Here is a 14,194-nt window from a genome sequence, read left to right as displayed (position 1 = left end):
CAATAATGGCCAGCCGGAAAATGAGGCGGAAATGTGTACCTTTAGCCTTTAGGCGGGGTAATTCCATGTCTTCTGAATGTTGAGCTGCGATTCTCTATTAACCAATACGTCGCTATGCCGCCGATAAATACGATGATCTCTTACCCTAATTTATAGTAATGCCACGGGCTTGAGGGAATATTCTGAAATATTGGCAAAGCCCGAAACGAGCCAAGTGATGAGGCTTTAACAAGGTTCTGCGCAGCTAGTATTAACCACTTTTTGGTCTTTAGGTTAAAACCGCTCACTATTCCCACTTCATGATATTAGTTGTGCTCGGCCTTTCTTTGCGATTTATCTTATTGCGTGGCAAGCTGCAGACAACATCATTTTCTGTGACAGCTGCCATGTCTATGTTTTTTAAGAGACCAACGTTCACAATTGCCGCCGCTTTTTTGGTTTCATCGATCAGTTACGCCAGTGACCCTGTCATTATTCCGGAGGCCGCTAGTGGTTTTACCGAGTCCACCACCGTTAGCGCAGAATCAGCGATGGCAGTTACCGCTAATCCTTATGCCACCTACGCTGCGGAAAAAATATTACGCGCGGGAGGCTCAGCTATCGATGCGGGCATAGCCGCACAACTGGTGCTTGGTCTCGTAGAACCGCAGTCCTCTGGCATTGGTGGCGGCGCCTTTATGCTGTATTGGGATGCAACGAGTAAGCAGCTCAGCAGCTGGGATGGCCGGGAAACTGCGCCGCAGTTAGTCGATGAACATCACTTCCTAACTCCCGATGGTCAGCCTATGGGATTCTTTGATGCGGTTATCGGCGGCTATTCTGTTGGCGTTCCCGGTGTATTAGCCATGCTTGAAGCCTCACACAAAAGGTTCGGTAAGCTACCGTGGAAAACCTTGTTTGCTCCCGCAATTTCACTAGCCAATGATGGCTTCGTTGTCTCACCGCGTTTACATACTTTACTACTTGAAATGCCGAAGGTTGCTGTTAACCCAGCGATTACGGCTTATTTCTTTAGCGATGAGAAAACACCAAAACCCGTCGGCACTATCCTTAAAAACCCTGCCTACGCGGCAGCTTTATCGAAGATCGCCACAAAAGGTAGTGTTGCTTTTTATAAGGGTGATATCGCGAAGGATATCGTCAACGCGGTTAAGTCTGATCAACATCGCGCGGGTTTATTACGTAAAACAGACTTAGAAAATTACAAAGCCAAAGAAAGGACGCCGATCTGCGCTAGCTTTCGGTCTTATAAGGTCTGCGGCGCACCACCACCCTCGTCGGGTGGTACAACCGTACTGGCAATCTTAAAAATGATTGAGGCTACCGGCGACGCTAATTCCACTTTCACCGAAGCGGACTTTCTTCACACATTTATCGAGGCGTCTCGCCTCGCCTTTGCAGATCGGAATACGTATGTAGCCGATCCTGACTTCGTTGAAGTGCCGACAGCTGGACTAGTAGATTCAGCTTATTTAAAACGAAGAGCAGCGTTAATAGACCTAAAAAAACGTACCCAAGAGGTGTTTGCCGGTCAGCCTCCCGCCTCGCCAACTCGAATCACTAGCACGTCGCCTGAACTTCCATCCACCAGTCACTTTAGTATTGTGGACGCGAGCGGTAATGTTTTAAGTATGACGACCAGTATAGAAACCGCCTTTGGCTCACGTATTTTTGTTGATGGATTTCTACTTAATAATCAGCTCACCGACTTTTCATTCAGCCCAGACAATTCTGATGGCGGCAAAATAGCGAATCGCATAGAGGCCGGAAAACGTCCGCGCTCATCAATGTCACCGATGATTATTTTTAAAGACGACAAACCAGTACTTGCTATTGGCTCGCCAGGTGGCGCTCGTATTATTGATTATGTTGCCGGCAGCATTTATCGAATTCTCGCTGAAGGCGAAGACATTGCCGACGCGATAAGCGCTGGTCACATCATCGCGATGGGCGATACTACCGAATTAGAAACCGGACGATTTTCTGATGAAGTGAAAAAAAATCTACAACAACGCGGCCACCAATTTACCGAGCGCGATCAAACCAGTGGTTTACACGGGATTATGATTGAAGACACCGGCTTAAAAGGCGCTGCCGATCCTCGCAGAGAGGGGCAAGTACTGGGGTTTTGACGCTTTGCTTCTTAGGATAAAGGCATTCGCTTACCCTCATATGGATACCCGATCGGGGTCGAGTAAGGCCACGTAGATAACCGCAGTGTGAGTTATGACAATCAAACACCTCCCCCTTCTCATCCCCAGCTTGATCGGGGATCAATAGGCTTCGGACTTTTGGCCGCGAACAGGCACGCAGAACCTAGGACTTATATTCCTTATTCAGACGGACCATGTATTTAGATATCTACCGTTGGCATGTTGTGCAAAACACAGTTGTACGCTGCGACATTCGAATTTCGTGAAGAACTCGTTTGCAGTTATTGCAGGCCTTACCCCCGCGACCATAAACTTGCAGCTCTTGTTTGAAGTAGCCTGGCTTTCCGTCGCCACCGACAAAGTCCTTTAGTGTGGTGCCACCTTGTGCGATCGCCTTTTCAAGCACTGACTTTACTGCTGTAACCAATCGTGTATACCGCGCAAGGCTGATTTTCCCAGCCTCCTGCGTCGGTAAGATCCCCGCCATAAAAAGCGCTTCGTTGGCATAAATGTTCCCGACGCCCACAACGACAGTGGCAGACATTAAATAGCTTTTTATTGGGACTTTACGACGCCTAGAATGTTTAAACAGATATTCAGCATCGAAAACTTCAGATAATGGTTCAGGACCAAGCGACGAGAACAATTTATGTATTGAAACATCATCACCAGAAATCCACAGTACTGCGCCAAAACGCCTTGGGTCTGTGTAGCGCAGTAATTGACCGTCGCTGAGTAGCCAATCCACGTGGTCATGTTTGGCTGGAGGAGTGTCAGCACTGACAAAGTACAGTCGCCCCGACATGCCAAGATGTATTACTAAGTATCCGGTAGCCAAACGCACTAAGACATATTTCGCACGCCGCTCAACACTTAAGATCTCGTGACCCAGCAAATGGTCCGCTAAATTAGGATCAACCGGCCAGCGAAGTCTATGATCTCGAACGATGACTTTTTCAAAACGTCGCGACACGAGATGCGGTTCAATACCACGCTTTACGGTTTCTACTTCGGGTAATTCGGGCACGACATTCTCAATCAGGATTATTTGTGGATACAGATTGTATCTCAGCTTGATGGCCGCCGTAATGAGTGGGCTTAGATGGCTTGTTATCTTTAGCCTAGGCTATCGCTGTAAATACTTCGGGGGTTCACAGGGTGCCACCAATAGCCAGAGACCTATAGATCCTCAATCAAGTCCGATACGACGAGGTGTTGAGATGCAGATTTAGCACTCTCATTTCCGTCCGATCCACCATCATCCCCGACTCCGATCGGGCATCCATGTGGGCGTAGCGAATGCGTCGCGTCAAGCAATGACAAAGTCCCGCTGACTAGCGACAATAGCGTACCGTCTTCGTTTGAGTTTGTTATGTCTAATCTTGCCCCACTTGCTTACCTAGGTGTCGATACCGGCGGCACGTTTACTGATTTTGTCTTATTTCAGGACAATCAAATTCACTGTTATAAATGCCCGTCTACGCCAGCGCAGCCCGAAGTCGCCATTTTAAACGGTATTCGCCAGCTCGGTTTGATGGATCTAGTTGACGCTGGTCGCTTGGTGGTTGTTCACGGCTCCACGGTAGCGACTAACGCAGCACTGGAGGGCAAGGGGGCTAAAACAGTATTTATCACCAACCGCGGCTTTGCCGATATGCTTACGATTGGCCGTCAAACCCGCGACAAATTGTATGATCTCAAGCCCAAGCCAAAAGTGGTTCCCGTGCCCGCCTCACTCTGTTTGGAAACTGGCGGACGAGTGGGCGCCGACGGCGTGATAGTCGAAGCGCTCTCAGAGCATGACTTAGACAGACTAATAGCTGAAATAAAACGTATTCAGCCAGATGCTGTGGCGATCAACCTACTATTTTCGTTCATCGACAGCCAATTTGAAAAAGCCATTGCAGAACACATTCCCGAGGGGATATTCATTTCCCGCTCATCCGAGGTTTTACCCGAATATAAAGAATATGAACGGGGCATGGCGACGTGGTTGAACGCCTGGCTTGGGCCTAAAGTCGCAAGCTATTTAGGGAATTTACGGGCGTCCTTAAAGCGCACGCCAATTTCGGTAATGCAATCCTCCGGTGGCACAACCGACGCCGCCAATGCCGCGCAGCGAGCAGTCAATCTATTGCTGTCTGGTCCCGCTGGAGGACTAGCCGCAGCTAAATACTTAGGCCAATCCCTGCAACGACCTAAATTAATGAGCTTCGATATGGGGGGCACATCCAGTGACGTCGCCTTAATTAATGGCGAGATAAAACTGACCAATGAAGGTCGCATTGGCCCCTACCCCGTCGCTGTCCCCATGGTCGATATGCATACCATCGGTGCGGGGGGTGGCTCGATAGCCTATCTCGATGAGGGCGGAATGTTGCGAGTAGGCCCGGAATCGGCGGGGGCCGAACCAGGCCCAGCCTGCTACAACAAAGGCGGTCTGAAGCCCACTGTCACCGACGCCAACGTTGTGCTTGGCCGACTCCCCGCCAACGCGCAACTCGGCGGCGATATGCCAATTAACTACGAGGCAGCAAGGGCCGCGATTAACGGGCTAGCAAACTCACTTGGCCTCAGTATTGAAAACGCAGCTGCTGGCATTGTCGACATCGCCAACGAACATATGGTCCGCGCGCTGCGGGTCATCTCTGTGCAGCGAGGACATGATCCCGCAGATTTTAGTCTCTGCTGCTTTGGCGGTGCGGGCGGCTTGCATATTTGTGCATTAGCCGACGCATTAGCTTGCCACGAAATCATTGTGCCAAATTATGCTGGAGTATTTTCTGCGCTCGGCATGTTACTCGCGCCGAGAGAGCGACAACTCTCTCGTACCATTAACACCGGCTTAGCAGAAACCAATATCGCCGCGTTAGAACAAGCACTACTAGAACTAGCCGATACTGGCCGCGAACAATTAATCGTGGAAGGCATAGATGCTGCGCAAATTGTCACGAATGCGAGTGTTGACCTTTGTTATGTCGGGCAGTCCTATACACTCAATTTAGCGTGGCAAAACGATACAGCAAACCTACAAAGTGCATTTCATAAAGCACACCGGGATCACTACGGACACGAACTAGATCTCCCCATTCAACTGATAAATATTCGTCAAGCGCTGCGAGCCGACACTCTTGAATTATCACTCCCAGACGTCCTTACCGGGCCGCCTGCACATGAGGTCGACTTCCACACAATCACGCTAGACGACGCTGAGCACATGACCAGCGTGCCACGCTATGAAAGGCAGCAATTGCGCGCGCATCAAGTCATTACTGGCCCAGCGCTCATTAGCGATACCGTAGCCACTGTTTGGATCGCGCGTCATTGGCAAGCGCAGGCAGATCCCAAAGGCCATTTAATACTGAATAAACACAGCCAATAACACCGGTACGGAAACAATACCGCACATGACAAGACACTGTAATTGCCGGTACAGTGCTTACAGATTTACATCGGATGCACTATATGGCGGACACGTCTATTCACACTCACAACCCCCTGTTCGATCGCGGCATTACCCACGAAGGACTTGCGGAGATTCGTGATCGTTTTTTAAGACTAAACCACGAACGCCTGCTTCGCACTCGCACCGCGCTGCTACCCCGACAACAAATCTTTCTCGATTTACTGCCACTGCTAATCCATATAAATCACCCTATTTTACCCGGTTACAACAGCCTAAGTGCACCCTGTGGTATAGATGGCTACCAACCCGACTCTGTCACGCTAGACAGGCTGCGCAACAACATTGCGCGCAGTGTTAACTACCGCCCCGAAGATCAAGCCGCCCCAAGAATCCACAGTATCTTTTTGATGGGTTCCTGCGGCACGGTAGCGCAAGCAGAAAATTCTGACTTAGACGTATGGCTTTGTCACCACGCAGACCTTGATGAATCTGATATTGAGAAGCTCTATCGCAAAGCCGGCGCTATTTCGGAATGGGCAAAAAACTTGGGGCTGGAAATCCATTTCTTCTTAATGAATAACGATCAGTTTCGTCGTGGCCAACGAGACAGAATCAGCGCGGAATCTGCAGGCACTAGCCAGCATTTCTTACTCTTAGATGAATTCTATCGCAGCGCTCTTTTGGTCGCTGGACGATACCCTATCTGGTGGTTAGTGCCGCCAGAGGAAGAGGTGAATTACCAGGAATATACTGCCCTACTCCACTCCCAAGGTTTCGTCGGTCCGAATGAGTCCATCGATTTCGGTGGCGTATCAGATATTCCCGCCGGTGAGTTTATTGGCGCAGGGGTCTGGCAATTATATAAAGCGATTAGCTCGCCCTATAAAGCGGTTTTAAAGTTGCTGCTGACCGAAGCCTACGCGCGCGACTTTCCCAAAGTGCTGCCAATTTGCGTCAGCCTTAAAGACGCCATTTATAGAGGCACTACCGACGCAGACACACTAGACCCATACGTTATGGTCTATCAACGACTCGCTAGTTATCTCAGCGCACGTAGTGAGCTCGACCGCTTGGAACTGACTCGCCGCGCCTTCTATTTCAAAGTCGGCATACGTCTGTCACAACCAAGCCAATCAGGTACAACGTGGCGGCGCCAATTACTCGAAAAACTAATTCAAGAATGGAAATGGCCGCCGGAACAAATGCTCAACCTCGATACTCGCAACCGCTGGAAATTGCGGCGTGTGCGTGAAGAGCATCGTTTTTTGGTCGCCGAGCTAACCAATAGTTACCGATTTTTACAGGACTTTGCCAAGCGCAGTAAACGACCGGCATTAATCAAATCACAAGAGATGACTTTACTTGGTCGCAAGTTATACGCCGCCTTTGAGCGTAAGCGAAATAAAGTGGAATGGTTAAATCCCGGCATTGCACCTGATCTATCTGAAGAGCAACTTTTTTTCCATTCATCTGGATTTGGCGAACAGCGCCGCTGGGCTGTCAGCACTAGCGCACACCATGACTTCGAAACGGATGCCATACTACAAGAGCACGACCACCTTAGCGGTTTGCTATGCTGGTGTTACTGCAATGGCCTAATTAATGACTACAGTCGCCTACGGATCAATGGCCGGCAAAACGGCATAACAGAAAATGAGTTACGGCGACTAGCGCAACATCTATGCAAATATCTACCGCGTAATGCCTACGCCGCTGACCCAGATAAACATGAGGCCTTTAATCGCCCCAAAGTGCCGGAAACGCTATTGCTCTACCTCAATCTTGGCCAACACGCACTTAGCGCACTGGGCACGGCGCGCGTAGCAAGTGAGAGCTACCATTATCCAATCGATCAATTAGAAATGGTCACTATTAATAGCTGGGGCGAAGTATCTTCGATCGCCTTTAGCGGCACTGAAACGGTACTTAACACATTTAGAAGTTACCAGCAGCTTATGGTACAGGTCAGTCGCGGCAGCCATCAGCTTGGTATTCACGCACTCTCCTTTAACGATCCAGACAATAAATTACTGAACCGCACCAAGCACTTACCCGAGCTGCTACGTCGCGCTTTTTACAAAAAGTCGGCAAATAACCGGCTAATTATTACCCTGAGCAACGGGTTTTATATTCTCCAATCTAAAAACGACGACTTACAAAGTATTTACGCAGCGAGTTACTCAGAACTCATTCAATGCCTTGGTCGCGGGCAAGCAGAATATAGTCCGATGATTATCGATAAGTATTGCTCTCCTCATTCTGCACTGGCGAGTATTGTTCACACTGCCAACTCACCCAATTGCTATGTGTTTTTTCACCAACGAGAAAATACTGCGGATTTATTTTTACGCGATGAACGCGGTTCACTTCACTACAGTACCGCCGCCTTTACCAGCGCTGAAGATCTAATACTCCCACTTTTGAGCTTTTTGACGGAGTGCAAAAAAGAACAACAGAGTCATCACGACATTCTCGTCTACGAATTACGTCAAAAAGATGACAAGTGGATTAGTGAAGCGAATACCGAATTAACTCAGCTGCCAATTGCTTCAAGTGATGGGGATCAGCCCTATCTCGAAGCCATCGCACAAACTCAGTCCGCCGGACGGCTGGTATTTGATATGCGGTGTAACGACCAACTTTTTCGCTATGCGCAAGCAGGCCAGCAACTGTTCGATGAACTCGCCAAGCAATTGCAGCTACTTAGCGCTACGCCGCAACATTATTATCTCAGCAAGATAAACCTTGGGATTATGCCGCCGCAGCAAACCTGCGTGTATATGCGCTACAAACAACATATAGAGGAAATATTGAATACCTCCGTGTTAGCGCGCTGAGGGCATTATTAAGCGGCCAACTTTATTTCACGCTTTCGCTCTGTTCACACGAATCCCCGATCAGGGTCGGATATGATTGGAGTCGTTAAAAAGCCCCGTGTAAAACTCGTTTGACGTCCGAACTCAGCGGTTTTTTACGATCCACAGGATACGGCAGAAGCAGGTCATCGTTACTCGCCACTCAAATGTATCCAAGGCCGATCAATTGATTACTAGCGCCTCACCAATTTGTTCGCGGCCAATTTCATCCAGCATTTCCGCCAGTGTTTGCTCGGTACGCGCACAGTACCATTCATCGTTTTGCCAACTATAATGAAAGCCCCCGGAACGTGCGGCCAACCACAGTTCCTTGCTAGCGGACTGGCGGCTAAATATTAATGCACTGCCATCAGGGCATTTTAGCGTTAACACGCCGCCGCTAATTTCGCAGTCTACGTCCGCATCAAGATCGTCAATTGCATCTTCGATGGTGGTAAACAACTCATCAATATTGTCGTTGAATGTGACTTCGTTCATAGTTAGTTTCCGCTTAAAGCTCTGTGCGCGGCAGTATACTAAGCCTGCCTCCAATCTGCAGTACGATAACAGCCATTGGGCTTGCAGCGCGAGCTAGGTATAATGCGCGCCTTAGCTATTTTCAGGGTCTTTGTTATGGTCAGCTTTCGGGTTTTTGCACTTTGCAGCGTCGTTTTATTGGGCGCCTGCGGCCAAACCGGGCCTCTCGTCCTTCCCAGCGAGGATGGCGACATCAAGCCCGCATCCACAAGCGCAGCTGACACATCTGCTGAAAGCCTGAAAATCACTACCGATACGGCTACGCCGTCTGCCGAAGAGTAAGCCAATATGACCCCTTTCCATTACGTAAATGGCGAACTTCACGCCGAGTCTGTCCCGCTGACGAAAATCGCCGCTGAATTCGGCAGCCCTTGCTACGTGTATTCTCGCGCCTACCTAGAACAACGCTTTACCGAGTACACCGAGGCCTTGACCGGTCAGGATCATTTAGTTTGCTACGCGGTAAAAGCAAACTCGAATATTGCGGTGTTAAATGTATTAGCTAAGCTTGGCGCAGGTTTTGACATTGTTTCTGCTGGCGAATTAGAGCGAGTGCTTGCTGCCGGCGGCAAACCTGAGCGGATTGTCTTTTCCGGTGTGGGGAAAACCGCAGCAGAAATGCAGCGGGCATTAGAAGTGGGTATTCACTGCTTTAATGTTGAGTCAGAAGCAGAGCTGGAGCGTTTGAATACCGTCGCGGCGACAATGAATGTTGTTGCACCAATTTCTGTGCGAGTTAATCCCGACGTAGACGCAAAAACCCATCCCTATATTTCGACCGGCTTGCGCGACAATAAGTTTGGCATCGATATCGACCGCGCGCCCGAGGTATATCGTCGCGCCTCGTCACTCGCAAATATTCACATCAAGGGAATCGATTGCCATATAGGCTCACAACTTATCGACACCAGCCCATTTTTAGACGCCCTTGAACGGGTTTTAAAACTTGTTGATGTACTGGCCGAGATGGATATCACCATCTCTCATCTCGATCTCGGCGGTGGTTTAGGTGTGCGCTATCGCGATGAAACCGCCCCCGTTACCGGAGATTATATTCGCGCCATCCGCGAAAAATTAGGTGGTCGTAAAGTTACCCTAATGTTTGAACCCGGCCGCTCAATTGTCGCCAATGCCGGAATATTGCTAACTCGTGTGGAATATTTAAAGCTCAACGACCACAAAAATTTCGCGATTATCGACGCTGCAATGAACGATATGATCAGACCCGCTTTGTACTCGGCATGGATGGACTTATTGGCCGTACAGCCCCGCCAAGACGGCGTTATCCGCCATTACGATTTTGTTGGCCCGGTGTGCGAAACCGGTGACTTTTTGGCCAAGGATCGCGAACTTTGCATAGAAGAAGGGGATTTACTGGCCCTTGCATCAAGCGGTGCCTATGGATTTACCATGAGTTCCAATTACAATAGCCGAGGACGTGCGGCGGAAATCATGGTGGACGGCGACAACTACCACCTCATCCGCGCACGCGAAACTGTCACCGACTTGATGCGTGGCGAAACTGTGTTGCCCTGAGGCGCACGTAGATTCTAAAGCGTTTTAGGATTTACGCCTAAGCGCTCTTTTATAAAGGCTTCGCGCCCGCATCGTTAATCAGCGCCTTCGGTGAGGCGCAACACAGGGTTTTACGATGCAGCTTCGCTTTACCAAAATGCATGGCCTGGGCAATGATTTTGTTGTTATTGATCTCATTACCCAGCGCTTCAAGCTTAAACCGCACCATATCCGCAAAATTGCCGATCGGCATTTTGGCATTGGTTGTGATCAGGTTCTTACGGTTGAAATTCCTAGCCAACCCGATGTCGACTTCTGCTACCGTATTTACAACGCGGAAGGCAGCGAAGTTGAGCAATGTGGGAATGGCGCGCGTTGTTTTGCGCGTTTTATCCGCGACAAACGCTTAACGGGCAAACAAAAAATCAAAGTGGAAACCCTTGCCGGTATTATTGAACTCGAGCTTACCGAAAATCGGCAGGTTCGCGTTGATATGGGCGAACCCATACTCGACCCCAAACGCATTCCCTTTACCGCCGAGCAGCAAGCCACAGAGTACGCACTCGATGTAAACGGCAGTACATGGCGGGTTGGTGCGGTGTCTATGGGTAACCCCCATGTCATTCTTCCCATTGACGACGTAGACACGGCGCCTGTTGAGTCTATTGGCCCAATAACAGAAAACCATTCGCGATTCCCCCAGCGCGTGAATGTTGGTTTTATGCAAATAATCGATCGAGACACCATCAAGTTGAGGGTATTCGAACGCGGCGTTGGCGAAACCTTAGCCTGCGGGACAGGTGCCTGTGCTGCCGTGGTAAGCGGTATCGTGCAAGGCAAACTCAACGCCACCGTGACAGTGCATTTGCCCGGTGGCAGCCTAAGTATTCACTGGCAAGGCCCGGGGCAGCCCGTTATTATGACTGGGCCCGCAACGACGGTTTTTGAAGGCCAGATACAAATATAGGATTAACTGTGGACAGTGCAAGCCCGAAAAAAGACGGACTACCCAGCGAAACCGAAGTAGCGCGCTATCTTCGTAATCATCCCGGTTTCTTTCTGAATAACGAAGATCTATTGACCGAGCTTAAGATTACTCACAAAACGGGTAAAGCGGTCAGTCTGCTGGAGCGGCAAGTAGAAGTATTGCGCGAGCGCAATATGGATATGCGCAATCGCATCAGCAGTATGCTCGATAATGCACAACGCAATGACATGTTATTCGAGCGCAGCAAGACGCTGATTTTATCGTTGATTGAAGCGAAACGTGCTGAGGAGCTAAGCAATTCGCTGTGCCGTCACTTGGTCAATGATTTTGACGACATCGACTATGCCAGCCTCATTCTATTTGCCGACCCCAATCGGGTTGGCGGCAATGCCCTGCGCGTTGTCAGCCCTGAACAAGCACAAAGCCAAATAGGCAATTTACTCCGTGGTAAAAAATCGGTGTGTGGTGTATTACGCGGAGAGGAATTGAGCTTTCTATTTGGCAAGCATGCCGATCACATTGGCTCGGCAGCGCTTATGCCGATTCAGTCCGGCAATATCGACGGCGTTATCGCAATCGCGAGCAAAGATCCGCAACACTTTAAGTCCAGCATGGGCACTATGTTCTTGGAATATATCGCCGACGTGGTAAATCGCACCTTACCAAAACTAATGAAAGGGCCGTTTCTGTAAGCAAACGACCCTGCCGTATATCACTGCACGCCCCTTGCCAAGTAGCATTAATTGTATGTCTCGCCTTGGCAATGACTATCCATAAAGTGACGCATTAATTTCAAATATTCGTGTTGCCCCAAGTGAAGAATGTGATTGCCGGGAAACCAGTGCAAATGCGACTCAGGCCAATGCGCATGCAGTAAGCGAACAAAACGCGGCGGTGTAAATCTATCCCCTGCACCACCTATAACCATCACCCGATCAGGATCGAGCTTTGGCTGATAGCTTAGCGGGCTATGAATAGCCAATCCTCGTCTAAGATCCAGCGGCGTCAATCCGGTTCGCTTACCGATTAACTCCATTACTGGGCCTGTCGGCACCCAACTTCTCATGGTATCTACCGGCGAGACCAAGGGCGAGTTTGGAATACAAAAGGCTAACCGTGGTTCCACCACCGCCATCACCGAACTCAAATAGCCACCCAAACTCAAGCCACTTATTCCCACATGGGGAGCACCGCGGTCGAACAAATAATCCACTACTACCCGCAAATCAGATACGGCTTGCAGCATCCCCTCGTTTAATTGAGAAAATCCGCCGGCGAAAAGGCCATAGCCACTAAAGGGATGACAACGTTCGGCCCGATCACCATGAAATGGCTGCGTCATCATGACAATATCGTAGCCGTTCTCGTAAAACCATCTAAGCGAAAAGAACAGACTATTAAATCCATACCAGCTTTCAACCACGCCATGCACAAAAATCAAGGTAGGACGCGGGCCGTCGGGGTGCTGCCAATACTGCGCCCTTGCTGTTCGGTTACGGGTATAGCTTAAATAGCTGTCGGTAAGCTCAGGATTCAAGGGCGTAAAGGGGCTTTCAAAGCGCAGCTCAACCGCCGGAATACCTTTGGGCTTATACGCCAACTTACCAATTTTATACTCTGTAATAGGTACCTTAGGTGGCGCAGCAAATACCTGATCAACATCTCTTTGCTCAGCGAACTTTGCGTAAAAATCCATCCATTCGCGCTCGCGCGCTAAACCACCACCTTTTAACAGCTGTGGCAGTAAGGTACCCGAAATTATCAAAGACAGCCCAGTCCGCATCACCCTGTCCATTACGGCGGTGCCATAGACCTTTAGCGGATATTCACTATCGAGCTCAGTGCCGTCTGACTGGCAGTAAAAGTCATCTGGTAAAGTGCGCCACCAAGGCGGTGATGTCTTTACCGGTTGTAAGGTGGTTTTTGCCATGGATAACTCTCTGCCTTTTAGTTTATATCGATATTGACGCATAAACGCCTAGAAAACCTATATTATCAACTAAGAAAATAGAAAGAATGAATAAACCCTTATGAAGCGAATAAAATTGCTGTGTTTCGACCTAGATGACACGCTATGGCTTAGTAAACCTGTCATCCTGCGCGCGGAAGAGATCTTTTATACATATTTGGCAGACAACGCTCCGGCACTGACAGAACAATTCAGCCCTGAGTCGCTACGAGCCCACCGCTTAGCCTTCTTGGCACGTTACCCTCACTTTAAACACCAAATTTCTCAGTGGCGTATTCACAGTCTCACCGAAGCCTTGGAATTGAGTGGTTATCAGGATCAAAGTGCAAACATTGCAAAGCGGGCCTTTGACGTTTTTTTGGCCGCACGACAGCAGATTTCGCTTTTCCCATACACTGAAGACGTCATTAGCACATTGAGCGAAAATTACACGCTAATCAGTCTTACCAACGGTAATGCTGATCTTCAACAACACTCCATAGGCCGATACTTTAGTGCCAGCTATCAGGCGGAAGACGTAAATGCGGCAAAACCAGATGCTGCGCTTTTTTTAAAAGCACTAGAACACAGCGGTTGTAAACCGGAAGAAGCGATACACATAGGCGATCACGCCATTGACGATATCAGCGGCGCAAAAGCGCTAGGATTTCTTGCGATACAAGCATGCCTAACCCCCGATTCACCAGAGCCAGCCACCCTTGCCGATGATCACTTTCGTGACTGGCGGGAATTACCAGATAAGATCAGGCAGCTCAGCTCTCGCTAGCTGCC

11 protein-coding genes are annotated in these 14,194 nt (G+C 49.4%); 8 read left to right on the top strand and 3 right to left on the bottom strand.

Annotated elements, in window-relative coordinates:
- Window positions 1–392 precede the first annotated feature (392 nt).
- Window positions 393–2,132 (top strand): gamma-glutamyltransferase, encoded by a 1,740-nt coding sequence (gene ggt / locus O9X78_RS13415; protein ID WP_269620214.1) that lies wholly within the window; start codon window positions 393–395, stop codon window positions 2,130–2,132.
- Window positions 2,133–2,361: 229 nt separating this feature from the next.
- Here the strand turns inward: ggt and mutM are convergent, their stop codons facing one another.
- Complete coding sequence (gene mutM, locus O9X78_RS13410; protein ID WP_269620213.1) at window positions 2,362–3,180, bottom strand: bifunctional DNA-formamidopyrimidine glycosylase/DNA-(apurinic or apyrimidinic site) lyase; 819 nt, start codon at window positions 3,178–3,180, stop codon at window positions 2,362–2,364.
- Window positions 3,181–3,525: 345 nt separating this feature from the next.
- Between mutM and O9X78_RS13405 the strand changes: the two genes are divergently transcribed.
- Window positions 3,526–5,535: a hydantoinase/oxoprolinase family protein gene (locus O9X78_RS13405; protein ID WP_269620212.1), complete on the top strand. Its 2,010-nt coding sequence runs from the start codon at window positions 3,526–3,528 to the stop codon at window positions 5,533–5,535.
- 83 nt (window positions 5,536–5,618) lie between these two features.
- Window positions 5,619–8,396: a class I adenylate cyclase gene (locus tag O9X78_RS13400; RefSeq protein WP_269620211.1), complete on the top strand. Its 2,778-nt coding sequence runs from the start codon at window positions 5,619–5,621 to the stop codon at window positions 8,394–8,396.
- A 201-nt stretch (window positions 8,397–8,597) separates the two neighbouring features.
- Here the strand turns inward: O9X78_RS13400 and cyaY are convergent, their stop codons facing one another.
- Window positions 8,598–8,912, bottom strand: coding sequence for an iron donor protein CyaY (gene cyaY / locus O9X78_RS13395; protein WP_269620210.1), 315 nt, complete (start codon window positions 8,910–8,912; stop codon window positions 8,598–8,600).
- Between the two features lie 135 nt (window positions 8,913–9,047).
- On the opposite strand from cyaY, the gene lptM reads away from it, so the two are divergent.
- The 4 genes from lptM to O9X78_RS13375 all read left to right on the top strand — a co-directional run bounded on the left by lptM (window position 9,048) and on the right by O9X78_RS13375 (window position 12,146).
- Window positions 9,048–9,233: an LPS translocon maturation chaperone LptM gene (gene lptM / locus O9X78_RS13390; protein WP_269620209.1), complete on the top strand. Its 186-nt coding sequence runs from the start codon at window positions 9,048–9,050 to the stop codon at window positions 9,231–9,233.
- A 6-nt stretch (window positions 9,234–9,239) separates the two neighbouring features.
- Window positions 9,240–10,487: a diaminopimelate decarboxylase gene (gene lysA, locus O9X78_RS13385; RefSeq protein WP_269620208.1), complete on the top strand. Its 1,248-nt coding sequence runs from the start codon at window positions 9,240–9,242 to the stop codon at window positions 10,485–10,487.
- A gap of 115 nt (window positions 10,488–10,602) precedes the next feature.
- Window positions 10,603–11,433, top strand: coding sequence for a diaminopimelate epimerase (gene dapF / locus O9X78_RS13380; RefSeq protein ID WP_269620207.1), 831 nt, complete (start codon window positions 10,603–10,605; stop codon window positions 11,431–11,433).
- 8 nt (window positions 11,434–11,441) lie between these two features.
- Window positions 11,442–12,146: a DUF484 family protein gene (locus tag O9X78_RS13375; RefSeq protein ID WP_269620206.1), complete on the top strand. Its 705-nt coding sequence runs from the start codon at window positions 11,442–11,444 to the stop codon at window positions 12,144–12,146.
- 47 nt (window positions 12,147–12,193) lie between these two features.
- Here O9X78_RS13375 and O9X78_RS13370 read toward each other — a convergent pair whose 3' ends face one another.
- A complete protein-coding gene (locus O9X78_RS13370; RefSeq protein ID WP_269620205.1) occupies window positions 12,194–13,384 on the bottom strand; it encodes an alpha/beta hydrolase family protein in 1,191 nt (396 codons plus the stop codon).
- 100 nt (window positions 13,385–13,484) lie between these two features.
- On the opposite strand from O9X78_RS13370, the gene O9X78_RS13365 reads away from it, so the two are divergent.
- Window positions 13,485–14,189, top strand: coding sequence for an HAD family hydrolase (locus tag O9X78_RS13365; RefSeq protein WP_269620204.1), 705 nt, complete (start codon window positions 13,485–13,487; stop codon window positions 14,187–14,189).
- The last annotated feature ends 5 nt before the right edge of the window (window positions 14,190–14,194 follow it).

It is taken from the genome of Zhongshania aquatica, assembly GCF_027257955.1.
In the GTDB taxonomy this organism is placed as follows: Bacteria; Pseudomonadota; Gammaproteobacteria; order Pseudomonadales; family Spongiibacteraceae; genus Spongiibacter; species Spongiibacter aquatica.
This window is presented reverse-complemented; position numbering and strand designations above follow the sequence as displayed.